This window comes from Paramicrobacterium chengjingii, from assembly GCF_011751765.2.
GTDB classification, from domain to species: Bacteria; Actinomycetota; Actinomycetes; order Actinomycetales; family Microbacteriaceae; genus Paramicrobacterium; species Paramicrobacterium chengjingii.
Genome location: NZ_CP061169.1, coordinates 3,451,607 through 3,477,024, shown reverse-complemented (window position 1 = coordinate 3,477,024; position 25,418 = coordinate 3,451,607). Strand labels below are relative to the sequence as shown.

Here is a 25,418-nt window from a genome sequence, read left to right as displayed (position 1 = left end):
AGTCACTCTTGGTGAGCGGAACGGGGAAGCTCTCGGCGCGCGACAACGGGGAGAAACCGGGTGAAACTGGCGAGGAGTGAACATTCTCTTGCGCAAAACGATCGCTTTCCTGAGCGAATATGTGGTCAAATATGACGCATGAACCACGTCATTTCATCTGGGGGCCAGCCGATCGTCGCCTCGGCAAAACGCTCGAAGCGGCTGTCGGCGATTCTCACCGCGCTCGCCGAGTCGTCGTCGGTGTCGCTCGTCGAGCTCACGCGAAACCTCGATTCATCTCCGGCGACGATCCGGCGCGACTTGGCGCTGCTTGAGTCGCAGGGGTTCCTGACTCGCACGCACGGGGGTGCGCAGGCCACAGAGATGAAGGCCGAGCTGCCCGTGCGCTATCGCGACGGGGCAGAGCGCGACGCAAAGGTAGCGATAGCCCGCAAAGCGGCGGAGCTGATTCCGGGAGGGCGACAGGCAATCGCGATCGGCGGCGGAAGCACGGCGGCCGAGGTGGCGCGCAACCTGACATCGCGCACCGACCTCACGATTGTCACAAATTCGCTTACGACGGCATATGAGCTCGCCTCGCGCAGCAAGGTGAAGGTTGTCATGACCGGCGGTGTGATTCGCCCCACGTCGTTTGAGCTGGTCGGAACGCTCGCTGAGGGTGCGCTCAACGCGATAAACGTCGCCATGACGGTGATCGGCGCAGACGGCATCACCGCGGCGAACGGGCTCACGACGTTTGACGACACCGAAGCGCGCACAAACCGCTCGATGGTGACGCACGCCGGTCGCGTTGTCGTTGTCGCAGACAGCACGAAACTCGGAGAAGTGCGTCTCGCTCGCGTCGCTGAGCTCAGCGAGATCAGCGACCTCGTCATTGACGACGCGGCAGATCCCCAGGAGCTGGCGAAGATCGAACGGCTGGGGGTGCGCATTCACCGCGTGCGCGCCTAAGCACTGTCTCTCCTGCCCTCGGTGTTCAGCCATTCGGAAGTTCTCGGCGAAACGCCGTATACGTGCGCACGACACGCGTGCTATCGCGAGAAGTTCCGAATGCGTGAACGACTTAGGCTGACGACGGCCGCGTCAGGGCGGCAGAAATGCTCTCGATCCCGTACTCGAATGCAGCATCGACGTCGCCCCCCAGCCGGAAGGCGCCCGAAGTCTCCATCGCGATAAAGCCCGTCGCCCACGCGGTGAGTGTGCGGGCGGCGAGGAGCACACGATCGGGATCGACGAGTGTTGCCACGATGTCGAAGAGAGGCACGCTCGCTGACTCGAGTACCTCGGGCGAGACCTCGTCGCCAGTGCCGAGTGGTGTGAATATGAGGCGATATGCCGCAGGGCGTTCGCACGCGAACGAGCGAAGCTCACGCACGATCGACGAGAGTCGCACGTGCGGATCGGCGCCTGGTGTACCCGGACCCCCCGGGTCGGCGGCTTCCAGACTCTCGCCCAGGTCGGCAGCGACCGACTCGGCAATCAAGCGGATCAGTGCGTCACGATTGCGAACACGCTTGTACAGCGATGGGGGGCGCACGCCGACGCGCGCAGCAACCGCTGCCATTGTCACGGCACTGAGACCGTTCGTCTCAAGAACGTGCAGTCCGGCGGCGACGATGGCGGGCAGCGAAGTGCGGTCGGGTGTCGGCATTTTTCCAGTATAGCTATTGCGCATAGCCATCATGGCTATGTATCGTAGCCATTATGGAACTCACCACAGGACTGCGACGCATTGGCAACGACATCGTTGCGGCACACCTCGTCGTTCGAGACGACGGCATCACGCTGATTGACGCAGGGCTTGCCGGGCACTGGAACGACCTGAAGCGTGAACTCACAGCGATCGGTCGCACCCCATCTGACATTCGCGGCGTTGTGCTCACGCACGGCGACAGCGATCACATCGGCTTTGCCGAGCGGCTGCGCAGTGACTACGGCGTGCCGGTTTTTGTGCATGCCGCCGATGCGGCCCGCGCACGCGGCGAGGAATCGACAAAACCTACGTGGGGTGGCATGCGCATCGGCCCTGTGCTCCGGTTTCTCGCTTACGCAATCCGTCAGGGCGGCCTGCGTACGCGCTATCTGACCGAGGTGCGCGAGGTGGCCGACGGGCAGGTGCTTGATCTGCCCGGTTCTCCCGAGGTCATCGGCCTACCCGGCCACTCGCCCGGCAGCATCGCGATTCACGTGCCCGACGTCTCGGCAGTGTTTGTCGGAGACGGACTCACAACCGGCCACGTTCTCACGGGCAAGCAGGGCCCGCAGCCTGCGCCGTTCACCGATGATCAGGCGGCGGCGCTCTCGTCGCTCGTCCGCCTTGAAAGATTGAACGTCGACTGGGTGATTCCCGGGCATGGCAAGCCCTGGCATGGGGGTATCGCCGAGGTGCTTTCTGCCTACCGGGATGTCGCGGAGGCCTGACCGCGAAGAGTCGAGTCCGTCAGTCCGCCAGAAGCTCGATTGGCGGGCCGCGAGCGCGTAATGATCAGTCAGAGTGACTGGAACGCTCTATTTTGTGAGCGAATGATTGCTCAAATCGATACGTTATGCCACATTCTCAGTGACGGGAAGCATCCGCTCACCTGAAATGTCAGCTTCCCGATCCCTTCATAGGTGAAGCCGAAAGGGTCAACAATGACGTATCACCCACAGCTCAAACGCACAGCACTTGCCGGTGCGGCACTTGCGACCGCGGGCATCATGGTGCTGTCGGGCTGCAGCGCCCAGCAGGGCGCGACAACGCTCGACAAAGACGCCGACGTGACAATCACGATGTGGTCGGGGCAGACAGACGAAGCCCAAGACCTCATCGAAACCCTGGCGAAGGAGTTCGAAGACGAGCATCCGAATGTCACGATCGATCTCTCGGCCGGCGCATCGTCGACAGAGCAGCTGCTGCAGAAGCTTTCTGCCGGGTTTGCCGGAAACAGCTACCCCGACATCTCCTACTCGTTCGGCGCCTGGGCGAGTCAGCTCGAAGCATCCGGTCGCACGCTCGACATCACAGACAAGGTGAGCGAGCCCGACGTGAAGTGGGACGAGTTCTCTGACGCGGCTCGCGCAACCGTGCAGCCGACCGGGGAGAAGACCATCGGATTCCCCGCGATCGTCGACAACCTCTCGCTCATCTACAACAAGACGGTGTTCGACAAAGCTGGCGTCGACTACCCAGACGAGAGCTGGGATTGGAATGACTTCCGCGACGCGGCGAAGAAGCTGACGGATGCCGAGTCCAACACGTACGGTTACGGCTACTCCGTGTCGGGGTCAGAAGAGACGACGTGGCAGTTCTGGCCGCACCTGTGGCAGAACGGCGGCGAGATTCTGAGTGACGATGAGAAATCGGCTGCGTTCGATTCTGATGCGGGAGTGAAGGCGCTCACGTACCTGCAGGGCATGGCGGTGACCGACAAGAGCGTCTACCTCGACCAGACGGACACCAAGTTCGGTCAGCTGTTTGCGAGCGACCGCATCGGCATGATCACCTCGGGCCCGTGGCAGCTGTATGACCTGGTGAAGGCTGGCACCGACTACGGAGTCACCGTTCTGCCCGGTACGGACGGCGATCACCAAACGGTGTCTGGCCCCGACATCTGGGCGCTCTTCGACCACAAAGACAAGAACCGCGAGTACTGGTCGTATGAGTTCGTGAAGTGGCTGACGGATGCTGAGCAGGACGTGCGCTGGAACGTAGCAATCGGCAACCTGCCGCTGCGATCAAGCGAGGTGGACTCGGCGGAGTTCAAGGAGCAGGCGGCCGCGTACCCTGGCCTCGACACCATGGCTGCGAACAACGAGAACGCGAAGCAGGCGCGCCCGACGGTTCCCGGATACGTCAACCTCTCTGAGGCCATCGGCAGTGCGATCTCGCAGGTGCTGCAGGGTCAGAAAGACCCGGCAGAAGCATTGAAGGCCGCCGCCGAGAAAGCGAACGAGAAGCTCGGGGAATCGAAGTAGAAATGAGCCAGACTCGGATGCTTGTGGCGCCGCGGGCCTCGCAGAAGGGCGAGGCCCCCGGCCGCACCAAGCGCGCACGCCGCTTCTTCGAGGGGTGGACGTTCGTCGGCCCCGCGACGCTCATCGTCGTCGGGCTCTCGATCTTCCCCGCCGTCTGGGCGTTCATCCTCTCGCTGCAGGAGTGGGACGGCTTCAGCGACGCGACGTTCGTCGGCGGCGACAACTACGCCCGGCTCATGGGCGACCCGGAGTTCCTCGACTCTGTGATGCACACGCTCTTTTACACCGTGTTGTTCGTGCCGTCGTCTGTGCTGGCCGGGCTGTTTCTCGCCGTGGCGTTGAATCGCAGCATCCGTTTCATCGGCATCTACCGCACGGCGATCTTCGTGCCCTTCGTCGCGTCGGCGGCCGCGACAGGAATTCTCGCCACCTATCTCTTCAGCCCGCAGTTCGGTGTCGTCAATAACGTCTTGCGTGTCATTGGCCTGCCTCAGCAGCAATGGTTGGAAGATCCGGCGCAGGCGATGGTCGTGATCGCGATCATGTCGCTGTGGGGACAGGCCGCATTCACGACCGTCATCTATCTTGCCGCGTTGCAGGACGTGCCGAACGAGCTCCTCGAGGCGGCCCGCATCGACGGGGCGAACCGGTGGCAGTCGTTTTGGCGAGTGGTGTGGCCGCAACTCGCCCCCGTGACTGTCTTCGTCACGATCTGGCAGATGATCGAGGCCATCAAACTGTTCGACCTCGTGTTCACCACGACAAAGGGCGGACCTCTCGACTCCACGAAGACGATCGTGTACTTCGTGTGGGAGAGCGCGTTCAAGGGACTTGAATTCGGCTACGGTTCAGCGAGCGCGTACGTGCTCTTCGCTCTGACCCTGCTCATCACACTCGCCGTCGTCATTTACTCGCGGCGCTCGAAAACGGAGGCGTTCTGACCATGGTCGCCACACAAGAAGCCGTCGGAGTGACGCCGCTGGCCGCAGTCGCCCCATCACGAAGACGTCGACGTCGGCGCATCAGCGGCTGGCACTTCGTGCTCGCCCCGATCGCCCTCGTCTTCGTCATCCCGTTCGTGCAGATGATCATGGCTGCGCTGTCGCCGGCATCAGAACTCGTGCAGTTTCCGCCGCCCTTCGTTCCCTCGACGGTGACGTTCGAGAACTTCGCCAAGCTCTTCGCGACGACAAACATCCTGCAATGGCTCATGAATTCGGTCATCGTCTCAGGGGTCGCGATCCTCGCGCACATCGTGCTCTGCTCGCTCGCCGGGTATGGATTTGCACGGTTGAAGTTCCACGGACGAAACATGGGATTCCTTCTGATCGTCTCGACGATCATGCTGCCGACGCAGCTTCTGATGATCCCGACCTACATCCTCTTCTCAAAGCTCGGCCTCATCAATACACTCGGCGCCGCCATGGTGCCGTGGTTGGCCACGGCGTTCGGCATCTTCCTGATGCGCCAGTTCTTCCTCAGCATCCCGGTTGAACTTGAAGAGGCAGGGATGCTTGATGGGTGCACGCGCTGGGGAATCTTCTTCCGGATCGTGCTGCCGCTCGCGAAGCCGGCCCTTGCGACGCTGTCGATCTTCACGTTGCTCGGCTCGTGGAACGACCTGATCTGGCCCCTGATCGCGATCAACGATCCGTCGTCATTCACGATGCAGCTCGGGATCGCGAACTTCCAAGGTGCGCGACAGACCGAGTGGGGGCTGCTGATGTCAGGTAACGTCATCGCGGTGCTGCCCCTCGTCGTCTTCTTCCTCTTTGCTCAGAAGCAATTCATCCAGACAATGACGTTCTCAGGACTGAAAGGATAATTCCGGTGCACACACTGGTCGTCGGAGACACGAACCCCGATTTCATTCTGAGAGGCGACGTCAAGCCGCGTTTCGGGCAGGCGGAGCAGCTTCTGTCATCAGCCGACCTTGTGCTCGGCGGCAGCGCATCAATTGTGGCGGCCGGTCTTGTCAAGCTCGACGTCGATACGGGGCTTCTCGCCACGGTCGGAGCCGACTACTTCGGAACACTCACCGAGCAGTATCTTGCCGAGTGTGGCATCGACACCTCGGAGGTTCTGAAATCACCCGACGGCTCAACGGGAATCTCGGTGATTCTGTCGCAGCCGGACGATCGTTCCATCTTCACATTTCCTGGCGTGATTCCGACGCTGTCGATCGACGCCGTGCGTACGAGTATCGAACGTGCGCGGCCGAAGCACGTGCACTTCTCCTCCTACTTCCTTGTGCCCGAGCTGGCCTCAGGCCTTCCCTCGCTTTTGGATTCGCTTGCTGCCGCCGGAATCACCACGAGTGTTGACACAAACTGGGATCCGAGCGAGCAGTGGACGGGGCTCGACGACGTGCTGCCGCGCATCACCTACTTCATGCCCAACAGGCAGGAGCTGCGTGCGGTGGGCGCAGGCTACGCCGACGATCCTGCCGGGTCTGACGAAGACATCGCCCTGTCGCTCGCGAAGCTCGGACCCGTCGTCGTTGTGAAGCGCGGCTCAGACGGTGGGCTCGTCGCGACGCCGCGAGGACACGTGCACTCCGTCGATGTTCCCGATGTCAGCGTCGTCGATACAACGGGTGCAGGCGACAGCTTCAACGCGGCGTACATTGCTGCGATGGCGCACGGGGTCGACGACGAAGACGAGCGGCTGAGATGGGCGACGCTTGCTGGCTCGCACTCGGTGACACGGTCGGGTGGAACGGGTGCTCAGATTCACTTGTCTGAGCTCACCATGACACTTGATGGCGTAGGTATCCCAAGCGTCTGACCGGCACTGTGATTCGGATGAAATGAAGAGACGCAAACGTCTCTGTCTCGGGGTGGAATTCAACCCGAGCTTCGGCGTCGGCCGCGATCCGGACGTCACCCTTGGCTTCAGCGTTGTTTCACGTATGCGGGTCGATCGTGATCTGATGAGCATGTCCGAGTACGTGACACAGAGTCGGAGAACTCTCTGATCACACGTGTCTCCGTGTCACATTCTTTGCCATCTCGTCGTTTGCATCGGAGCAATGTCTGAGGGCTTTGGAAGACTGCTGGCATGAATACCACAGGTCGGGAGGCCGACGTCGAGCCCTCGATGAGGTCGGACGCTGCCGGGTGTGCTGTAACAGAGAAGCGGCCGAATGCTCTGCCCGATTTACACGATGGGGCACTCGTCGTGTCCGTGTGGCGAGAAACGGCCTGAGGGGAACTGATGACTGGCACGATCACTTCATCCAACTATGCAATGACACTCGATGAACTGAAGCGACATGTCCGCGCCGCACGCTTCCAAGCACAGCGGAAGGCAAATACCGAGCTTCTGATGTTGTGGTGGAAACTCGGACGAACGATTCTGCAACGCCAAAGTACGGAACAATGGGGGACCGGCATCCTTCACCGCCTCGCCCACGACCTCCGGGCAGAGTTTCCATCTATGAAGGGCTTTTCTGTAGCGAATCTTCGCTACATGCGCCGGTTTACGATCGCCTGGCCGAACGAAGGCCTAATTCGCCAACGACCCGTTGGCGAATTGCCGTGGGGCCACATCATCGAACTCCTCGACAAGCTTCAGGACCGCGAGCTGCGTGACTGGTACGCCGAGAAAGACGTCGTAAACGGTTGGAGTCGTCCAGTCCTCGCCCACCAGATCACGACAAAACTTCACGAACGCGAATCCGCCGCTCCGGCAAACTTCAGTGGAGTTCTCGAACAGCGAGGCTCAGAACTGGCACAGCAGTTGACGAAGGACCCCTACACGCTGGATTTCCTCGCCATCGATAGTGACGCGGGAGAACGCGAGCTTGAAGGACGCCTCGTCGACCGCATTATCGACACTCTCCGAGAACTCGGCCCCGGTTACGCCTTTGTTGGTCGTCAAGTACACTTCGACGTCGACGGAGACGACTTCTACGTAGATTTGCTGTTCTTCCACGTCGAGCAACTCCGGTACATCGTGATCGAGCTGAAGACGAGCAAGTTTGACCCACGTGATGCCGGTCAGCTTGGGTTCTACGTTACCCTCGTTGACGACAAGCTGCGCATCCCAGACAAGCACGAGCCTACCGTTGGGATCATGCTTGTGGCAGGTAAGAACGACGCCGTCGTTCGCTACGCTCTCGCTTCGACAACGCAGCCCATGGCTGTGAGCCGGTATGAGCTGACTCGGGAAGCCCAAGCGGCGCTCCCCGATGAAGAGACTATTGCCCGCGCCTTCACTGAAGAGCTCGCACAGAAGCCCGAAGGTATCGCCGCCCTGCTCGAGGAAGGAATCGTCCGTGGACGTGGCAAGGACTGATAGCGGCGGCCTCGTAACGATCGATCAAGCACGTGCGATGAATACGCTCCCACCTCTCTGGTGTTCGGGGGAGCTACCCAACGGCGACGAGTGTGGTGCTGAAGTCTGGGCCACTGCATTACACAGCGACAAGCGATCTGCGGCGTTCGCTGCGCATCACAAACGGGACTGCGATGCGGGCTCCGAGCGATCAAAGGACGCCCCGGGAGACGTCGGGCATAACCATATCCAAGGGGCACCGCCACAGCGTTGGACTATGAGGCTAGGACTAGCCGTGCCTTCACAGGGGCCGGATCGACGTCACCAGCCTAGCCCCAAAACACCTGGGAAGCTCACTCGTCGTCATTGCACCGATCCCAGCAAGCATCAGCTGGACACATCCACTCAACGATCATTCTCGACGCTGCTAGTCGATCTCGTTACTGGCGTTCTCCCCAAACATCTCGAGCTAGTTCTGGGGACGAAGCCGCCGACCGCTGCATCAGACATCATCGTGCACGCCACTAAGGCAATCGCAGAGGAATATCTCGATAGACAGCTCATCGTGTGGGGAAAGGTCGGAGGGTACGTTCCCACACGATGGGGCAGTCTCATGATTCGCCTCTATAATGCAGCTGACGATGTCGCAATACTGGTCGACAAGAAAAACCTCGACCGCCTCCACATCGACAATCCTGAGCAGATACTCGAGCGCGATGTGATTGCCTATGGCAATTATCTGCAACCCTATGGATCTCGGCGCCCGCACGTTCGAGTGCGGCAGGCCGCAATAGCGTTCTCCCCGCGCGTTCACAGGCGACTCCGCAACTAGCTGCTCAAACTATTCAGAACGTCACCACCATCCACTACACCGGGCGATCTCATTGATCGTCACTCTTTCCACCACTGGGGCGCCGCGACGAGCCTGACATCACCAACGCTGTCGTGCACAGTCGGGGCTGCACCAGCCTCCAGAGCCTAGAGAGAAAGCGGGTCGGGTTCTACAAGCTGGTCGGGGTGAGCACGGCGATCGTCCACACATCATCGGCGCGAACTAGCTGGTAGATGAACCGCTCCCGACGCTCGCCGCCGTACGTCCACGTGACGTCGGCCCAGAGGCTGTGCTCCGCTTCGGCAACCACGGTGATGTCTGAGTGGGCCTCAGAGACTCCGTGGTACTGCTCGAACGACGAGGCAAAGAACTGCTCGGTCTGCTCGACGCTCGTCACGGCGATGGACTGGCCCGGAAAGAGAATGAGCGAGGGCACCGCGTAGAGCTGCGCAATGGCCGCCGCGTCGCGGTCGAGCAACGCCTGAGCGTATGCGTCGAAGAATGTCTGCGTCGTCTCTGTCGCACTCATGTGGCCACCATAACGCCGACCGCTGACGATGTCACTCGAGGGCTCTCAAATCTGCAGAATTGCCATCGCGATGAGGAAGTAGATGATCAGCCCGGTCGCGTCGACGAACGTCGAGATGAACGGGTTCGAGAACACAGCGGGGTCGACACGAATCGCGTGCGCGGCCAGCGGCATGATTCCACCGATCGTTGCCGCGACCGTACACACCGCGACGAGCGTCAGTCCGATTGTGACGCCGATTCCCAGATCGTAAACCGGCGTCGCAACGGCGAAACCCAGCGTTCCGAGCATGAGACCGAGAAAGAACCCCACGCGCATCTCGCGCCCGAGCACGCGCAGAATGTCTCGCGACCGCACGTCGCCGAGCGCGAGCGCACGCGTCACCGTTGTCGCCGCCTGGTTTCCCGTGTTTCCTCCGGTGCCGATGAGCAGCGGAACGAACAGGGCGAGAACGGTGACCGCGTTCAGCGTGTCTTCGAACACCTCAAGCACCTGAACCGTGAGCGTCGCTCCGACCGCGAGAACGAGAAGCCACAGAACGCGTGAGCGCACGAGGCTGCGAATCGGCGTCGACAGGTACGGCCGGCGCAGCGGCTCGACACCGCCCTGGCGAGCAGCATCCTCTGTCTCTTCGTTTTCAAGAATGCGCACGGCATCGTCAATGGTCAGGATGCCGACAAGCCGCGATTCGCTGTCAACGATGGGCAGGGCAAGCAGACCGAGATCAGCGCAGACTCGCGCGGCATCCTCGACATCAGCCGTCGCTTTCACGGTGTGCGGCGACTTCATCAGCTCGTCGATGAGGGTGTCGCCCGATGCCGACATCAGGTTGCGCAGGCTCACAATTCCCACAACGCGACGGCCATCGTCGAGAACCGGCACCGTGTAGATCGTCTCGGCGTGCTCCAGCCCTGCGTGAATGCGCGCGAGAGTCTGCGTCACGCTCAGACCGGGGTGCGTCGTGACGTACTCCGGGCTCATTCGCCGCCCGATGCTGTCTTGCGGGTACCCGAGAACGACGGCCGTCAACTCGCGTTCGCGGTCCGGCAGACCACGCAGCAGCTGAGGGGCGACGCCCGCGGGGAGCTCGTCGAGCAGCCATACGCGGTCATCGGGGTCGAGCCCCGCAAAGAGCGACGCCACTTCGGAGTCGCGCAGTGCCGAGACCAGATCGCTCTGCAGTGGAGGTGCGAGCGTCTCGAACACCTCGAGCGCCTGCTGTTTTGGCAGCAGGCGGAAGACCACAGCACGCTGCTTCACATTCAGGCGTTCGCAGATGTCGACGAGCTCTCGTGTCGGCAAACCGACAACAGATTCGGCAACGCCGGTCAGGTTGCTGGAGGTGATTTGCTGCGAGATCGTGTCGATCGCACCGGTCATGTCGTTGTTGAAGTCCACAGTCATGGTCGGACTCCTCTCGCTCGGCGCGCGGAGCGGATGCAGCCAGCGCGCAACCGAATCACCTCGACGAGCGCGATTGGACGCCGCGCGAGATCCGGTCAGATTTTCGGATGGCGGGAAAACCGGGGGACCGCCCGCGCCGACTGCGACTCTAGAGTGAGGTCATGTGCGGAGCGACTGCGGTGCCCGGTCTGCGATGAGAACTATCACCGTCCATGGGTCACTCACCTCGCCTTCGCTCTGTGCGCACGGCCACTGATTGTGGCGTGCTGCGTCGGCCGTGAGAACGGCCGCCCCGAGCGTAGCATGTGCGCACGTCGGTGGTGGCACCTGCACGACAGCACCGTCAGTCGAGACCTCAGACTGTTCCCTTGTCTGCCGACTTCTGGGCGCCCGTGGACTTCTGCCCGCTCGTCGTCTTCGAAGGGACGAAACGGGTGGTGAATGCCTGTGCCGACGGCCACGCGGCAAGGAGGAGGTTGCGGGTGTGCCGCGAGCGAGGCTCCGTGGCAATGTCGACGACCCCCATCGCCACAATGGCAAGAACGCCAGCGCCGACAAGTGCCGCAGGGGTCATGATCGTAATCACCGTTGACAGCGGCGATGCTGCCGCGACAAAGATCCATGCCGCGACGGCTCCAACGATTCCCGTCGCTCTGCGCGTTCCGGAGTACGGTGTCAGTGCATCTTCTGAGACGGCCTTCCGCGGACGAGTCTCGTGAACGTCAGACGACGAGGCGTGCGGCACAAGAGCGCGAAGGGCGATGGAACGGCGAAGCCCGCCCAGCACGATCACGACGAAAACAAGAACCACACAAACGATCGCCGTCACCGCGAGAATCGTCGCGACAACACTTTGTGCGGCGATATCGGCCAGCGAAAGGTCACTGTGCACGGCTTCGGGGAGCGCTCGCACGCGACCGCCGATCATCACGGCCTGGCCGGTGAGGACGCCCCAGATGACAAACGAGACAATGCCGCCGAGGAGCGCGGCAATTGCAGAATTGAGCACGATCGTCTGGGTGCGAATGACTGCACGGTGCGACCGGGATGCCGGGTTGGGAACACGTTGCGCATTCCGCGGATGCGGATGTCGCTTGTCGCGCGGATCGTCGGGGCAGAGGCGCGTGCGCAGTGACCGCATCCGCTTGACCGCGATGATAAGAGCGATGCCTACCGCGACAGACCCGACGGCAAGGCCCAAGGCAATGAGCGTGCTCGACCCTGGTTCACCTTCGGCGAGAAACGCAATAGCGGCGAAAGTCATCAGCGCACCAACGCTGAGGATGACAATCGCTAGAGCGAACCAGCCGACGAATGCCTTGCCGAACGTTGTCGTTCCGACTGCTGCCCAGGCTTGGTAATCGACAGCGGGCGGCGAGTCTGGCTCGCGCGTCGCTTCGCCGACGCGCTGGGCGTAATAAAGCGTGCGCAGCGCAGAGACAGTGCTCGCCACGAGGAAGAACACGCCGGCAGCTGTGATGAAGGTGGTGAATGCGAGGCGTGTGATGCGGTCAGACTCCAGCGGGTCAGAGCCGAAGACCGGGGTCATTCCCAGGCACACTGTGAGCCAGGTGCCCATACCGGCACCTGCTGTGAGGCCCCAGGTGAGGGTGTTTGCCCAGTCGAGAACGCGCCCCGTCAGTCCGAGATCGAGTTCGACGCGCGACGTTGGCTCGTGGTCGGGTTCGTCGCGTGAGCCCGGCTGCCTATCAGCATCCGTATTGTCATCTGGCGGCGTCATTTGAGTTGATCATACTGCGGTGACGATTTTCCAGTCCCCTCTTGTACGAGAATGTTTGCGATGCTAATGTACAACCAAATGGTTGTACAAAGGATGAGTGACGGCGACGTGGATCGCATCTTCCAGGCGTTGGCAGATGCGACGCGGCGAGACATTGTGGAGCGCGTGATGGCGCAGTCTCTGTCGGTGTCTGCGCTGGCTGGGGGTTACGCCATGAGCTTCGCTGCCGTGCAGAAGCACGTTGCGGTGCTTGAGCGGGCAGGTCTCGTCACCAAGCAGCGTCGTGGACGGGAGCAGCTGGTGTACGGAAATCCGGATGCGGTGAAGCGCGCGTCTGCGTTGCTCGACGAGTACGAGGCCATCTGGCGCGGGCGCATCGCTCGCATGCACGACATCGTCAACGACGACACATCAGGAGAGACATCATGACAGTAACAACAAGCACGACGGATGCTGAAGCGCTCACGCTCACGATCGCCACCGAGCTCGCGGCGGCGCCCGAGCGCGCATGGCAGCTTTGGGCGGATCCGCGGCAGCTCGAGCGCTGGTGGGGTCCGCCGACATACCCGGCGACGTTCCACAGGCACGAGTTCGAGGTTGGCGGGCAGAGTCGCTACTACATGACCGGCCCCGCGGGAGATCGCTCCCACGCCTGGTTCCGCTTCACGGCGATCGACGAGCGGCATCGCCTGGACTTCGACGACGGCTTCAGCGACAACGCCGGGGAGCCCATCGATCCCAACGATCATGCGCACATCACCGTGACGTTCGAGCCGACGGATGCTGGCACACGCATGACCGTACTGACGCAGTTCTCGAGTTCTGAGCAGCTTGAGCGTTTGATTGCGATGGGCATGCAAGAAGGCATGGCCGAGGCGATGGGGCAGATCGACGCGATTCTCGCCGAGGGATAGCCTGCGGAGAACGCCCAAAAACGCGCTAGCGACCGCGAAGCAGCCCGGAAAGTAGCATGTGCATCGGTAGCACGTTTTCTGGGTGCGAAAGCGGGACGCCGAGCTTTTCTGCACGCTTGAGTCGCGTCTGAAGAGTATTGCGGTGTACACCCAGCTGCTCGGCAGCGGCCGAAGCGGAACCGTGGTGTGACAGATACACGACGACCGCGCGCATGAGCTCGTCTGCGGCAGGATCGGCGAGCAGGTCGGGGATTACAAGTTCCCCGATCTGCTCGGCGAGACGATACGGCAGAAGCTGAGGGAGAAGGCGTGCAGAAAGCTGTTCGAACTCGACGAGAGCTGCGCCGCTCGTGTCGAGTGGGTCTGCAGTGCGTGCAGCAAGCCACGCTTCTCGAACACTTCTCAGAGCCTGCTGTGGCGAGGAGTGCTCGGCCGAGATGCCAACACGGACTTCGAGTTTTCGGAGCCGTTCCATGTGCTGCCGCATGCGCTGCAGCAATTGGCCACGAGTTCGACCGGCTGACTCGGGAACAAATCCAATCCATCCGTCAATCAACCGCGCGAGTGGAACGGTCGGCACGACGGCGTTCCACAGTTGATGGACGGCGGTTCCCGTTTGCTCGGGGAGGTCCGACATGATGAAGACCGCGGAATACGCTCCGCCCACCAGCCAGTCAAACTCGTCGAAGAGTGCCTCCCGAGACGGGTCATCAACCCCGGAGCCTCGTGCATCTCCGCTAAGCGCTGTGATGGTGATAACCGGGAGCGAATCGCGGGTTGATTTCAATCGTGCGTCGGCGAGAAGTGCACGAACAGAGGGCGTTGCCGCAGCGAGAATCTGTTCTGCAAGTGACGCTGCGCTTTCAGGAACGTACGCGACGAGCGCATCAAATTCGGAGTCAACCGAGGTAATGGGGACAGCAACACGTTCGTATCCAGCGTCCATTTCCGCTCTGTCAGCGTGCGATCGAGTCGCCGTCGGTTTCACCTCCGATGACGACGAACGGAGCGTCACAGCACCCGCTGTTTCGATGAGGGCGTCAACGCCATCGAGCTCATCCGACGTCAGTGCAAGTGCACTCCGCAGGTCGCGAGCCTGGGCGATCCTCTGGGTGAATCTGTTCACACGCGCGAGTGATCCCGCACGTGCGACACCCATTTGAACCGCCGCGTCGATGGCGAGGGCGCGCATGTCGTGGTTGGTCGTGAGTAGCGATACCTCAAGGCGCCGCGCGAGGTCGATGACCGTCTGGGTGAACGACTGCTCCGGCACGATGATCGCGCATGCGCGACGCTCCCACGCGTAGCGAAGGGCGGCGGAGATCATCCATCCGCCGCGAGCGACATCGGGAGTGAGGAGCGCGACGGTGTCGGGGCCCACGGAAATCAGTTCTTCAATGTCGGAGATGAGAGCAAGCGCTCGCACAGGGCTTGACGGATTCGCAAGGTAAAGCTCTCTGAGTCCGGAGAGTTCCGGCGATCCGGTGATGTCGCGCAACTCAACGAGTCCGCTGACTGGCTTCGGCGTCATTATCGACCTCCTTGTGAGCGAAGCCACAAATGCAAGGCATCGGGGCCCACGAGAGCGGTCCCTTCAGGGGAATACCATTGCGGGGCAGCTGGCAGAACAACGATGTCGAGCATGTTGCCGACCCAGAGGTCGTCGAGACTGGCTACACTCGCGTCTTCGGGACGCAGCATGGTGATGATGTCTGGGATCACGGCGACGACCGCGCCGTCTATCATCACCATCAAGAGCTCGTTCTGAATCTCGATCTGGACAATGCGTTCTTGCGATTCCTCGATGAGCACGACGCTCGAGGGCATATCCGGTTGACCCGGAGGCGCGGGACGCGAGAGACCTGTGATGTCGCTGACGCGTGCACGGATGATCCGCTTCACGCCTGCATCGCGCCTGAGAGAGTCGTGCTTCGCCCGCGTTGAAAGCCGTGAATCGAGAATCTCGCCGATGTGAATCATTCGGGAAACGCTCCCGAGAATGCCGTTGAGTGCGAGTGTCTTAGCCCGCATCGGGTAGAGAGCTGTGGCTGACCAACCGCCGAACTCGCCAGCGAGTGCGCGGACCAATCGTTCAGCGCGGTGCGGGTCCTCGACGTCGAGCAGCGCAGAGTCTCCCAGGGGTCCCGTCGCGCCGATGGGACCCGCGGAAAGACCCGCCAGTGTGAATACAGACTGGTAGAGCAGAGGAAACACTCGTCCCATGGGATCGGCATCGACAACGGGGACGCCCGTTTGCATGCCGGTGAGCACGGGGACGAGCGAGTTGATGTTTGCCGCAGCCAACGGCATGAGGGCGGCAGTCGGTCGCCCAAGCGACTCCTCCACGAGCCGCAGACTCGTGAGGAACTCATCACCGACTGGCTGAAGATCCGAAAGAGGAAGCCCGGAGTTCACAAAGCCAACCGCGACGATGAGCGCGTCGTCGTCGAACTCATCGACAGCTTGCAATGTCGCCGTCGTCTCGTGTTTCGCCATGTGAGAGAGAATGCGGTCCATCTGCTCATGGCACCAGTCGTGATCGGCTGCGCATGCAAGAAACAGAGCTCCCGACCTCAGGTGCCGAATGGCGTCAGCCGTGAGTTCCATGGCCCCTCGCCTCCGGCAGAATTGATTCTGCGCTCTCGCTCGAAACGCCACGCACGCGCACCGATACCACGCGTGGATGCTGGTACGCGGTAGCGATGACTCGGGACTCGAGGATTCTAATGTCGGACGGCGACGAGCCCGACGCGACGAGCCGTGCTTCCACGCGAGCACGTGCGGCCGTGAGTGCGTGTTGCATCTCGGTCGCATTGCTGACATTGACAATGCGGTTCGCCCATCCGGTTCTCGGCACGCAGGCTGCGCCGACGGCACGAAGATCAAGGTCGCTTCGCTGGTGCACAGGGACACCCAGATCGGGGGGTTCCATGCCTCCGTGTGCCACCACAGTCGGAGCCGTGCGTTGGCGTGCGAGAAGCGCATCTGTGGCGGGCAGAAGGTTTGCAGTCTGTGTGGCCACACGCATTCCGGCTTCGTCTCGATGAATGGGAATCACAGAGGGGACGCTCTCTGCGATCTCGCCGAAGAAGACTCCGAGTGGTCCAGCGACAATGAGGCCACCCGTGTCAACTCCGCAGACGGCGGCCGCCCCGATGAGTTCCGCTGGTCGACCCGCGTAAAGCGAGTGCACGGGAGAGTCGGCGAGGCTCGCGATCGGTGCGGAGCCACCGTCGTTTGTTGTCACAAATAAGCGGGCCCGTGGAAATATGCGGTCGGCGACGACACCGAGTGAGGTGCTCATCGCCGATGCCTCTTCACGTAATGAGCTGTTGATCAGTGCGGTTCGTTCCCGAATGGCAATGGAGCCGTGGGAGAACCGGTGCGCGTATTCGATGCTCTCCGGTTCCGCGTGCTCAAGAAGCATCCGACCTGCCTGGAGCTCGTGAGCTGGATTCACGAGCGAGCCTACACCTGTCACGACGTATCGAGCACCGCGCGGAGTTTGCTGCGCGAACCTTTCGAGAGCTTCCGTGTCGAGCGGGAGGAGGGGCTCACCGAGAATCGTGTGCCCTCCGACAGCGTGAATGATCTCGGTGGCAAACCCAGATCCTGGAGCCTGGGTCGCGTCACGGTGGGTGTCTAGGGGAGGCCGGGGTGAGATTCTCACAACGGTGACGGGCGAAGTAAATTGCGGCTCGAGGGCGGCACTGACGTCTATGGTGATCGATGTAATCGCATCGCCATCCTTCGAGCAGATGGCCTTGAGTTCGTGCAGCAACGTGTCGACCTGATCGGCGAATGACGTCGAGGATCTGATGCGCGTGGATGCCCGTGCACCACTTCGGAAGACGGCAACCCCCGTCATCCCTTCGCTGTCACTGGAAATGCCGATTCGCATTTCTGCACAGTATCAGCATCACAGATTCAGCAGAATGCATAGTTGGCGTGAATCGAGCGAGGGTAGATTCTCGCAAGACATTACGAAGACGGATTTTTGCGAACACACGATGGAGTGCCGAAGCCATGATTCGAAGCATGCTGACATTGAGAACCCGACCGGAAATGGTCGAGCCGATCCTCGATCTCTACCGGGCCCAGAGTGTCCTGCAGGAGTCGCTCAATCTCACCAGGGCGATTGGCTCTGAGATCTCCGCCTGCGTCGATGGGAGCGGTGAGATTATCGTCACCGCACTGTGGCCGGACGAATCTGCGTATCAAGAATGGGTTGATCATCCGCGCCGCGGGCAGCGCGTGCCCGAGCTCCCAGAGATGCTCTCCGATGCCGAGATCGGTATCGCAAAGCTCTACCGCATCGACCATAGCGTCGAGAAATAACCAACCATAGCCAGGAAAAGAAGGATGCAATGAAGCACACCACACGAATCCTCGCAGGCATCGGCGTGCTCGCCCTCAGCGGCAGCCTAGTTGCGTGCAGCGCTGACGGGGAGGGGGATGATTCGTATTCGATCATTTTCCTCGCCGCATCGTCGCAGAACGGCTACAACCAGGCCGTGTACTCCGGAATCGAGGAGCGAGCTTCTCAGCTCGCGGATGAACTCGGAATCGAGATCGAGACGAAGATTCAGGACGGTCAGTTCGATGCGAACACTCAGCTCTCTCAGTTGCAGAACGCGGGCACAACGGGAAAAGCTGACGGCATTATTGTCGTTCCGCACGATGGGCCAGCCTTGGGGGCCGCGTTCCCGCTCGGCCAAGACATACCCGTCGCCAGCGTGCTCAACCCGATCGGCCCCGATATCACAGAGATGGAGCCGCAGGTCGAGGGCGTCATCTCGACGGTAGCAACGCCACCGGCGACAGGTGCGAAGCTGCAGGCGGAATCGGCAGTTGAGTACTGCGAGGGAATCGATCCGTGCAAGATCGGTCTGCTCGCTGGCTTGCTCAATTCACCGCTCGACATCGAGCGCATCGATGCCTGGAAGAGCGTCTTGGGCGAGCACGACAACATCAAAATCGCTGGGACAGTCGAGGGCGCGTACGATCGCGATCAGTCCCTCACCGCAGTTTCGAACCTCCTGCAGGGAGACAAGGACATTAACGGGATCATCTCGAGCGCCGACCAGCAGACCATGGGTGCTCAGATCGCACTCGAGAACGCAGGCATCGATCCGGCGAGCATCTTTCTCACGGGCAGCGGCGGCACGACTGAAGGCATCAAAGCGGTGCTTGAAGGTACGTGGACGAACGATTACATCAACGTTCCGGCGTCCATGGGGGAAGAGGCTCTGCAGCAGGTCATCAATTCGTTGCAAGGCGAAAAGGTGCAAACCGTCGTGGACGCAGATGAGCTTGTCGGGTTCGGCCCCATTGCCACGAAGGAAGATCTCGAGGCTCACCCCGATTTCACTGGTGAATGGAACGGCTGACCGATGACTACACGTGAGACAAGCGAAGTACTCGTCGAGTTGCGTCGAGTCGGAAAGCGGTTTGGTGCGACGCAGGCACTTGACGACGTTTCGCTCGAGATCCGCAGTGGCGAAGTCCACGCGATTGTTGGTGAGAACGGTGCGGGCAAATCGACGCTCGGCAAAGTTGTCGCCGGTCTCTACTCCGTAGATCAGGGTGACGTGGTCATCGATGGCACGCCGGTTGAACGGTGGAACCCCGAACTCGCGCAGCGCCGTGGAGTCGCGATGATCGCGCAAGAACTCGCTCTCGTTCCCGACCTGACCGTGGCGGAGAATGTGTATCTCGGTGCGGAGAAGAACGTACTTGGCGTGCTGAGCCGTGGCGTCAACGATCGCTTCACCGCACTCGATGCGGAGATTGGGTTCAATCTCGATGCAGGGGCGAAAGTGCGAAATCTGCGCATCGCTGATCAGCAGAAGGTTGAGATCTTGCGTTCGCTGGCACGACAAGCGCGGGTGATCGTTATGGACGAGCCGACGTCGTCGCTGACAGCGCACGAGATGACGCAGCTTGAGGATCTCATGCGCCAACTTGCCGATCGCGGATGCAGTGTCATCTACGTTTCGCACTTTCTTGATTCGGTGTTGCGGGTGTCAGACAACATCACGGTCATGCGCGACGGTCGCCGCATCGAGACGGTGTCGAGTGGGTCAGTGACGAAACACGGCCTCGTCACATCAATGCTCGGCCGTGAAATGGATCAGGCATATCCGGACCGGGCGGCCGCGCCGCTGTCGGATTCATCGCCCGCGCTCTCCGTCGCGAACTTGAAAACGGATACCGGCGTGCGCGATATGTCGTTCACAGTGCACCCTGGCGAGATTGTGGGGCTGCTGGGCCTCGTCGGGAGCGGTCGCACGGAATGTCTCAGAGCGGTCTTCGGGCTGGATGGCATCGTGAGCGGAACCGTCGAGTTCGAAGGTCGGGACTGGGCCGGGCGCGGCCCGAAAGACTCGATAGCGGCGGGGCTGGTATTCGTTTCCGAGGATCGTCACAAGGACGGTCTCGTTCTGGAGCGTTCGGTGCGCGAGAACATCGCCCTGTCAAGCCTTCGTGAGAGGTCCACCGCCGGGTTCGTAAGCATCAAACAGGAAAAGAGCATCGCGCTCGGGCAAGCTCAGTCTCTGGAGATGCGACCGCTTGACATCGAACTTCCGGTTGGCTGGTTTTCAGGAGGCAACCAGCAAAAGGCACTTCTTGCAAAGGCGCTCGCCGCACGCCCGAAGCTCATCATTCTCGATGAGCCGACACGAGGTGTCGACGTGGGTGCAAAGCGCACGATCTACGAACTCATCACAAGGCTCGCGGAAGAGGGGATCGCAGTGCTTCTCATCTCGTCTGAGCACGAGGAGATCGTAGAACTTGCTCACCGCGCCTACCTCGTCTCAGATGGGCGAACCTTCGACCACATCATTCCCGCAGAAACCACTGTGGAAGACGTGCTGTTCCGGCTCTTCCACGTTTCGCCAGAAGAGGAGTCGGCCGCATGACCAAGCAAGCTGAGAACACCGCCGTCACGCAAGTCCGCGCCCAGGCCAAGTTCTCTGTGAAGACTGTCGCGATCGAGTATGCGGTGCTGATCCTTCTATGCGCCGTCCTGATCGCGTTGGCGATCCTGTCGCCCTCATTCTTCACTTTCGCGAACATCGTCAACATCCTCAATCAGAATGCACCGCTCGTGATCATCGCAGCCGCCGGCACCTTCGTCATCGTCTCGGGCAACTTCGACCTTTCCACCGGTGCCATCTTCAGCGTCGCCGGAGTCGTCTCTGCGTGGTTGGCGGTCACACTCGGCAGCGTGTGGATTGCGCTCCTTGCCGCTCCCGCCGTTGGTCTCGTTCTCGGAGCTTTCAACGGTGTCATCATTACACGGCTGAAGGTCCACTCCTTTCTCGCGACGCTCGCATCATCGATGATCTTCACAACAATCGCTGTGCTCGTCACGGGCGGCAGCCTGATCACCGTCACGACACCCGGGTTCACGATTCTCGGGCGCACCCGCATCGGCGGCATCTTTATCGCCGTCTTCGTCATGATTCTCGTGGTCGCCGCGTTCTGGCTCCTTCTTTCTCGCACCGTCTTCGGCCGCCACGTCTTTGCGGTCGGCGGAAACAAGGAAGCAGCAGAGCTCTCCGGCATCCGTATCAATCGGGTTCAGGTGTACGTGATGACGCTGAGCGGTCTTGCTGCGGGAAGCGCGGCAGCAATCGGCGTCTCCCGAATTGCCTCTGGGCAGCCTCTCGCCGGCTCAGGGCTCGAGCTCAGCGCGATCGCTGCTGTGATTCTTGGCGGAACGAGCATCTATGGCGGGGTCGGAGCGGTGTGGCGATCCATCTCGGGTGTGTTTCTCATTGCGCTCATCGGCAACGGCTTCGATCTGCTCAACCTCAACCCGCAGCTTAAGGACATGGTGACCGGAGTCATCATCCTCGCCGCTGTCGGTCTTGCCGCGGCCGGACGTACACGCCGCTAATTTCAACCGTCGCTCGACGACACCGAATATTCACCACCGATCAGGGAGGGTCCACCTTTCATGTCCAAAAACGTACGCACCGCCATCGATGTGGGGGGAACATTCACCGACGTCGTCAAGCTCGTACCCGAAACCGGCGAGCTGCGATTCGAGAAAGTGCCCACCACCCCTCAGGAACCCACCGCAGGGGTGCTCGCCGCATTCGATAAGGCCGAGGCTGACCCGACAGAGGTGGGCATGTTCAACCATGGCACCACACTGGGACTCAACTCCCTGCTCACGCGTACCGGTGCTCGCATCGCGACGATCGCGACTCGAGGCTTCCGCGACGTGTATTTGCTCGGGCGCACGGACCGGAAAGTGATGTACGACATTGCCTTCCAGAAACCGGAAGCGCTTCTCGAGCGCTATGACACGTTCGAAGTGACTGAGCGTAGCTACTTTGACAGCGAGATCGAAACAATACCGCTAGATGAAGACGATGCACGACAGGTGGCCCGTGAGATCGCCAAGCGCGGGTACGATGCCGTCGCTGTCGCCTTCTTGCATTCCTACTCCAATCCCGCTCACGAGCAGCGTATGCGCGAGATTCTCGAAGAGGAAGCGCCGAACGTCGAGGTCACGATTTCGCACGAGCTCTCCCGTGAGTATCGCGAGTATGAGCGCACGAGTACAGCAGTGCTCGATGCGTACATCAAGCCCATCATGCGCAGTTACCTCAGAGCACTCGAGGGAGAACTTCAACGGCGAGGCTTTGGCGGAAAGTTTCTCATGTCTCGCTCAGGCGGGGGAGCAATGACCGCTTCGACCGCGCGTGAGCAACCGGTGAACCTCATCCTTTCGGGCCCGGCTGGCGGCGTGGTCGGGGCCGCTGCGTTTGCGAAGCTCATTGGGCGCCCGAATCTCATCACGATCGACATGGGGGGGACGAGCCTTGATGCCTCCCTCGTGCAGGATGGTTCCCCTGTCTCGTACCATGGTGCGGAGTTCGAGGGTCTTCCCATCAATACTCCCTCCCTTTATATTCACACCATCGGTGCCGGTGGAGGCTCGCTGGGCTACCTCGACGAGGCGGGCGCTCTGCAGGTTGGTCCCAAGAGCGCCGGAGCTGACCCGGGCCCTGCGGCCTACGGTCTCGGCGGCACTGAACCAACGTTTACCGACGCTGCACTTGCGATTGGATACCTGGGGGTCGACACTCCGCTTGGTGGTGAGCTGACGCTCGACCGCAAAAAATCCGTCGAGTCGCTCACCACGATCGCCGATGAACTCGGTCTCTCTGTGACGGGCCTCGCGCGCGGAATGATTCGAATCTCGAACACGAAAATTGTGGGAGCTGTGCGCGCGATCACGATCGAGCTCGGTAACGATCCGAAGGAGTTCTCCATGCTCTCCTTCGGCGGCGGCGGTGGACTTGTCGCTGTTGATGTCGCGCGCGAACTCGACATTCCCGAGGTTATTGTTCCGCCAGGGCAGGGCGCATTCTCTGCCCTCGGCATGCTCATGGCGAATGTGCAGCACGATTACTCGCGTACCAGCATCCAACCGCTCGACGAGCTTGACGCGAAACACGCCAACGACCTGTACGCGGGCATGGAAGCGGAGGCCACCGAAACGCTCTGCAGTGACGGCTTCAGCGAGAATCGCATGGAGTTCCATCGTGTTGTCGCCATTCGCTACTCCGGTCAGGAGCACTCGGTGACGGTGGACTATCCAGAGGGCGACGGGGATCCTCGCGAGACCATTCGGGGGGAGTTCGACCGATTGCATCTGCGTCAGTACGGGCACACAATGGACGACCCCATCGAGACGACAACGCTCCGACTCCACGCAGTCGGACTCGTCGACAACCCTGAGTTGCCGAAGGCAGCCCGTCGGCCGGTTGGAGAGGGCTTTTCGAACCGCACACGCACGGTGACCCTCGAGGGCGACATCGATGTGGAGTACCTGCTCGTGGCCCGTGAAGACCTCATGGCCGGTGATCTCATCGATGGACCCGCTGTGGTCACTGAACACACCGCGACAACCGTGCTTCATGAGGGTGATCGCCTTGAAGTGGGCGACTATGGCGAACTCATCATCGCAATCAAGTACGTCGAGAACGCACAGAACACACAGAAGGGTGCCTAACGTGGCTGACGCAATTACCACCGAGATCATTCGACACGGTCTGCTCGCTGCGGCCGAGGAAATCGCCCGCAATCTCTGCCGCACGGCGTACAACACCGTTGTGTACGAGATCCATGACTACGGCATCGGGTTACACGATGTGAATGGCGATGTCGTAGCGGATGCCCCGGGAATCGCGGTTTTCACTCGAGGCAACGATGCCGGAATCAAACATTCCATGGAGTTCCTCGGTAGTGACGCCATGGAGCCGGGCGACGTATTCCTCATCAATTACCCATACTGGTCGAGTGCACATACGCTCGATCCTCTCGTATTCGCGCCGATTCACGTCGATGACGAGCTCATCGGATTTGCTTCGTGCCGTGTCCACATCACTGACCTGCACCAGAAGGATCCCGGTTACGTACTCGATTCGACGGACCGCTCCCAAGAAGGTCTCGTGCTTCCCGCTTCCAAGCTTTATCGCCGTGGTGTGAAGAATGACGACGTTTTCAACATCATTCGCTTCAACAGCCGAGTGCCGAAGAACACGATAGGCGATATCCAAGCGCAGGTCTCGGCGTGTGTCACCGGCGTGCGTCGGACGCAGGAACTCGCCGGCAAATACGGTGTTGACGTGCTCACTGAGTCGATGGCGACCATTAACGAGCATGGTGAGACGCTTGCGCGCCTGGCCCTGCAGAAGCTGCCGAAGGGCACTTGGACTGCCATCGACTTCGTTGATGATGACGGTATTAATAAAGACGAGCTCGTAAAGATGCAATGCACGGTCACGATCACGGACGAGGAGATGGTTGTTGACTGGACCGGCAGCGCCGAAAACGTTGAGGGCCCCATCAACCTCCCGCTCGGTCAGACAGAGGCAGTGTCGAGCCTCATCTTCAAATCACTCACCACGCCCGACTCACCTGTGGTCGCGGGGAATTTTGCGCCAATGCGCGTCGTGACAGTGCCTGGCTCGGTCATGCACGCGGTGCCGCCGATGCCGACCTTCACGCTGTGGACGGGATTGCTTGCGGGGGAAGTGATTCTCAAGGCACTTGCGCAGGGTATGCCCGAACTCGTGTCGGCAAGTTCTGGCGGAGACGTGTGCTCAATGATGGGGCTTGGCACGAATCCGCGGACGGGTGAACCATGGCAGGAGGCGACGAATGAAGCAGTCGGTTTCGGTGGCACTGCCACGCACGATGGCGAAGATGGGATCATGCACCTCTCGGAGCCCGGATGCCGTAACAACCCCGTCGAGGTGCTCGAAGCGAAGTCGTCGATGATCATCGACAATTACGGATACAGACCTGACACAGGGGGTGCTGGGAAGTTTCGCGGCGGCGTGGGTGTGAGACGGTCGTACCGTTTCACAGCGCCGGCGATCGGAATCTGCCTCGTCTACAAAACGAAGACCGCGCCCTGGTCGATCGCTGGCGGCGAAGAGGGGAGTCCCAATCAAATCGTCGTGAACCCCGGCACCGTGGACGAAGTCGTGCAGGGCGGCAGCTACAACACGTTGGGTGCGGGCGAGGTGCTCGTCAATGCGACGGGCGGTGGTGGCGGCTATGGCAACGCGTTCGATCGCGACCCGCGGGCTGTTGCACGTGATGTGCGGAATGGGTTCGTATCGGTCGAGTCGGCGAGGAAGAATTACGGCGTCGTGGTGACAGACGACTTCTCGGTCGACGCGGCAGCAACGAAGTCCTTGCGCGCCGCGTAGACGTGCGCTTCTCGATTCT

Annotated in this window: 23 protein-coding genes; 16 read left to right on the top strand and 7 right to left on the bottom strand. The window is 61.0% G+C overall.

The features are described 5' to 3' along the window. Positions 1–138 precede the first annotated feature (138 nt). Positions 139–951 (top strand): DeoR/GlpR family DNA-binding transcription regulator, encoded by an 813-nt coding sequence (locus HCR76_RS16770; protein WP_166986569.1) that lies wholly within the window; start codon positions 139–141, stop codon positions 949–951. Positions 952–1,063: 112 nt separating this feature from the next. On the opposite strand, the gene HCR76_RS16765 is transcribed toward HCR76_RS16770, so the two are convergent. Then, on the bottom strand, positions 1,064–1,651 hold the full coding sequence (locus HCR76_RS16765; RefSeq protein WP_166986572.1) for a TetR/AcrR family transcriptional regulator: 588 nt from the start codon (positions 1,649–1,651) through the stop codon (positions 1,064–1,066). A gap of 53 nt (positions 1,652–1,704) precedes the next feature. Between HCR76_RS16765 and HCR76_RS16760 the strand changes: the two genes are divergently transcribed. From HCR76_RS16760 to HCR76_RS16730, 7 genes are all read left to right on the top strand, one after another. Further along, positions 1,705–2,421 carry an MBL fold metallo-hydrolase gene (locus HCR76_RS16760; protein ID WP_166986575.1) on the top strand — a complete coding sequence of 239 codons (717 nt, stop codon included), beginning with the start codon at positions 1,705–1,707 and terminating at the stop codon, positions 2,419–2,421. 213 nt (positions 2,422–2,634) lie between these two features. Beyond that, a complete protein-coding gene (locus HCR76_RS16755; protein WP_166986578.1) occupies positions 2,635–3,957 on the top strand; it encodes an ABC transporter substrate-binding protein in 1,323 nt (440 codons plus the stop codon). 2 nt (positions 3,958–3,959) lie between these two features. Next, the gene (locus HCR76_RS16750) at positions 3,960–4,898 is read left to right on the top strand and encodes a carbohydrate ABC transporter permease (RefSeq protein WP_166986581.1); all 939 of its coding nucleotides are present in this window, start codon (positions 3,960–3,962) and stop codon (positions 4,896–4,898) included. A gap of 2 nt (positions 4,899–4,900) precedes the next feature. Further along, positions 4,901–5,782, top strand: coding sequence for a carbohydrate ABC transporter permease (locus HCR76_RS16745; RefSeq protein WP_166986584.1), 882 nt, complete (start codon positions 4,901–4,903; stop codon positions 5,780–5,782). A 5-nt stretch (positions 5,783–5,787) separates the two neighbouring features. Then, positions 5,788–6,744 carry a carbohydrate kinase family protein gene (locus HCR76_RS16740; protein ID WP_244971431.1) on the top strand — a complete coding sequence of 319 codons (957 nt, stop codon included), beginning with the start codon at positions 5,788–5,790 and terminating at the stop codon, positions 6,742–6,744. 429 nt (positions 6,745–7,173) lie between these two features. Continuing rightward, entirely contained in the window at positions 7,174–8,256 is a 1,083-nt protein-coding gene (locus HCR76_RS16735; RefSeq protein ID WP_166986587.1) for a PDDEXK nuclease domain-containing protein, read from the top strand. Positions 8,257–8,749: 493 nt separating this feature from the next. Then, complete coding sequence (locus HCR76_RS16730) at positions 8,750–9,067, top strand: hypothetical protein (RefSeq protein ID WP_166986590.1); 318 nt, start codon at positions 8,750–8,752, stop codon at positions 9,065–9,067. A gap of 169 nt (positions 9,068–9,236) precedes the next feature. Here the strand turns inward: HCR76_RS16730 and HCR76_RS16725 are convergent, their stop codons facing one another. The 3 genes from HCR76_RS16725 to HCR76_RS16715 form a co-directional block, all read right to left on the bottom strand. Beyond that, positions 9,237–9,596 carry a DUF6841 family protein gene (locus tag HCR76_RS16725; protein WP_166986593.1) on the bottom strand — a complete coding sequence of 120 codons (360 nt, stop codon included), beginning with the start codon at positions 9,594–9,596 and terminating at the stop codon, positions 9,237–9,239. A 45-nt stretch (positions 9,597–9,641) separates the two neighbouring features. Next, entirely contained in the window at positions 9,642–11,000 is a 1,359-nt protein-coding gene (gene mgtE / locus HCR76_RS16720) for a magnesium transporter (protein WP_166986595.1), read from the bottom strand. A gap of 355 nt (positions 11,001–11,355) precedes the next feature. Next, on the bottom strand, positions 11,356–12,741 hold the full coding sequence (locus HCR76_RS16715; protein ID WP_166986598.1) for a hypothetical protein: 1,386 nt from the start codon (positions 12,739–12,741) through the stop codon (positions 11,356–11,358). A 78-nt stretch (positions 12,742–12,819) separates the two neighbouring features. Here HCR76_RS16715 and HCR76_RS16710 point away from each other — a divergent pair, with 78 nt between their 5' ends. Both HCR76_RS16710 and HCR76_RS16705 read left to right on the top strand, forming a co-directional pair. Continuing rightward, positions 12,820–13,170, top strand: a complete 351-nt coding sequence (locus HCR76_RS16710) for an ArsR/SmtB family transcription factor (protein WP_166986601.1) — start codon at positions 12,820–12,822, stop codon at positions 13,168–13,170. Then, the gene (locus HCR76_RS16705; RefSeq protein ID WP_166986604.1) at positions 13,167–13,655 is read left to right on the top strand and encodes an SRPBCC family protein; all 489 of its coding nucleotides are present in this window, start codon (positions 13,167–13,169) and stop codon (positions 13,653–13,655) included. Before HCR76_RS16710 ends, HCR76_RS16705 begins: the two co-directional genes overlap by 4 nt. A 25-nt stretch (positions 13,656–13,680) precedes the next feature. Here HCR76_RS16705 and HCR76_RS16700 read toward each other — a convergent pair whose 3' ends face one another. From HCR76_RS16700 to HCR76_RS16690, 3 genes are read right to left on the bottom strand one after another with little or no spacing between them, the layout of a single operon-like run. Further along, the gene (locus HCR76_RS16700; protein WP_166986607.1) at positions 13,681–15,186 is read right to left on the bottom strand and encodes a helix-turn-helix domain-containing protein; all 1,506 of its coding nucleotides are present in this window, start codon (positions 15,184–15,186) and stop codon (positions 13,681–13,683) included. Continuing rightward, complete coding sequence (locus HCR76_RS16695; protein ID WP_166986610.1) at positions 15,186–16,262, bottom strand: DUF917 domain-containing protein; 1,077 nt, start codon at positions 16,260–16,262, stop codon at positions 15,186–15,188. Before HCR76_RS16695 ends, HCR76_RS16700 begins: the two co-directional genes overlap by 1 nt. Beyond that, positions 16,246–17,556: a hypothetical protein gene (locus tag HCR76_RS16690; RefSeq protein WP_166986613.1), complete on the bottom strand. Its 1,311-nt coding sequence runs from the start codon at positions 17,554–17,556 to the stop codon at positions 16,246–16,248. Before HCR76_RS16690 ends, HCR76_RS16695 begins: the two co-directional genes overlap by 17 nt. Positions 17,557–17,693: 137 nt before the next feature. Between HCR76_RS16690 and HCR76_RS16685 the strand changes: the two genes are divergently transcribed. Genes HCR76_RS16685 through HCR76_RS16660 form a run of 6 tightly spaced genes read left to right on the top strand, consistent with a single transcriptional unit; the run spans position 17,694 to position 25,399 of the window. Further along, positions 17,694–17,993, top strand: coding sequence for an antibiotic biosynthesis monooxygenase family protein (locus tag HCR76_RS16685; protein ID WP_166986616.1), 300 nt, complete (start codon positions 17,694–17,696; stop codon positions 17,991–17,993). Positions 17,994–18,022: 29 nt separating this feature from the next. Beyond that, a complete protein-coding gene (locus HCR76_RS16680) occupies positions 18,023–19,045 on the top strand; it encodes a sugar ABC transporter substrate-binding protein (RefSeq protein WP_166986619.1) in 1,023 nt (340 codons plus the stop codon). Between the two features lie 3 nt (positions 19,046–19,048). Beyond that, on the top strand, positions 19,049–20,578 hold the full coding sequence (locus HCR76_RS16675; RefSeq protein WP_166986622.1) for a sugar ABC transporter ATP-binding protein: 1,530 nt from the start codon (positions 19,049–19,051) through the stop codon (positions 20,576–20,578). Continuing rightward, on the top strand, positions 20,575–21,561 hold the full coding sequence (locus HCR76_RS16670; RefSeq protein ID WP_166986625.1) for an ABC transporter permease: 987 nt from the start codon (positions 20,575–20,577) through the stop codon (positions 21,559–21,561). Before HCR76_RS16675 ends, HCR76_RS16670 begins: the two co-directional genes overlap by 4 nt. A gap of 60 nt (positions 21,562–21,621) precedes the next feature. After that, positions 21,622–23,691 (top strand): hydantoinase/oxoprolinase family protein, encoded by a 2,070-nt coding sequence (locus HCR76_RS16665; protein WP_166986628.1) that lies wholly within the window; start codon positions 21,622–21,624, stop codon positions 23,689–23,691. Between the two features lies 1 nt (position 23,692). After that, positions 23,693–25,399 carry a hydantoinase B/oxoprolinase family protein gene (locus tag HCR76_RS16660; RefSeq protein ID WP_166986630.1) on the top strand — a complete coding sequence of 569 codons (1,707 nt, stop codon included), beginning with the start codon at positions 23,693–23,695 and terminating at the stop codon, positions 25,397–25,399. Positions 25,400–25,418: the final 19 nt, after the last annotated feature.

Bases quoted from the DNA above. Each gene is read 5' to 3' on its own strand.
- HCR76_RS16770 (WP_166986569.1), top strand. From the start codon at position 139: ATGAACCACGTCATTTCATCTGGGGGCCAGCCGATCGTCGCCTCGGCA.
- HCR76_RS16765 (WP_166986572.1), bottom strand. From the start codon at position 1,651: ATGCCGACACCCGACCGCACTTCGCTGCCCGCCATCGTCGCCGCCGGA.
- HCR76_RS16760 (WP_166986575.1), top strand. From the start codon at position 1,705: ATGGAACTCACCACAGGACTGCGACGCATTGGCAACGACATCGTTGCG.
- HCR76_RS16755 (WP_166986578.1), top strand. From the start codon at position 2,635: ATGACGTATCACCCACAGCTCAAACGCACAGCACTTGCCGGTGCGGCA.
- HCR76_RS16750 (WP_166986581.1), top strand. From the start codon at position 3,960: ATGAGCCAGACTCGGATGCTTGTGGCGCCGCGGGCCTCGCAGAAGGGC.
- HCR76_RS16745 (WP_166986584.1), top strand. From the start codon at position 4,901: ATGGTCGCCACACAAGAAGCCGTCGGAGTGACGCCGCTGGCCGCAGTC.
- HCR76_RS16735 (WP_166986587.1), top strand. From the start codon at position 7,174: ATGACTGGCACGATCACTTCATCCAACTATGCAATGACACTCGATGAA.
- HCR76_RS16725 (WP_166986593.1), bottom strand. From the start codon at position 9,596: ATGAGTGCGACAGAGACGACGCAGACATTCTTCGACGCATACGCTCAG.
- mgtE (WP_166986595.1), bottom strand. From the start codon at position 11,000: ATGACTGTGGACTTCAACAACGACATGACCGGTGCGATCGACACGATC.
- HCR76_RS16715 (WP_166986598.1), bottom strand. From the start codon at position 12,741: ATGACGCCGCCAGATGACAATACGGATGCTGATAGGCAGCCGGGCTCA.
- HCR76_RS16710 (WP_166986601.1), top strand. From the start codon at position 12,820: ATGGTTGTACAAAGGATGAGTGACGGCGACGTGGATCGCATCTTCCAG.
- HCR76_RS16705 (WP_166986604.1), top strand. From the start codon at position 13,167: ATGACAGTAACAACAAGCACGACGGATGCTGAAGCGCTCACGCTCACG.
- HCR76_RS16700 (WP_166986607.1), bottom strand. From the start codon at position 15,186: ATGACGCCGAAGCCAGTCAGCGGACTCGTTGAGTTGCGCGACATCACC.
- HCR76_RS16695 (WP_166986610.1), bottom strand. From the start codon at position 16,262: ATGGAACTCACGGCTGACGCCATTCGGCACCTGAGGTCGGGAGCTCTG.
- HCR76_RS16690 (WP_166986613.1), bottom strand. From the start codon at position 17,556: ATGCGAATCGGCATTTCCAGTGACAGCGAAGGGATGACGGGGGTTGCC.
- HCR76_RS16685 (WP_166986616.1), top strand. From the start codon at position 17,694: ATGCTGACATTGAGAACCCGACCGGAAATGGTCGAGCCGATCCTCGAT.
- HCR76_RS16680 (WP_166986619.1), top strand. From the start codon at position 18,023: ATGAAGCACACCACACGAATCCTCGCAGGCATCGGCGTGCTCGCCCTC.
- HCR76_RS16675 (WP_166986622.1), top strand. From the start codon at position 19,049: ATGACTACACGTGAGACAAGCGAAGTACTCGTCGAGTTGCGTCGAGTC.
- HCR76_RS16670 (WP_166986625.1), top strand. From the start codon at position 20,575: ATGACCAAGCAAGCTGAGAACACCGCCGTCACGCAAGTCCGCGCCCAG.
- HCR76_RS16665 (WP_166986628.1), top strand. From the start codon at position 21,622: ATGTCCAAAAACGTACGCACCGCCATCGATGTGGGGGGAACATTCACC.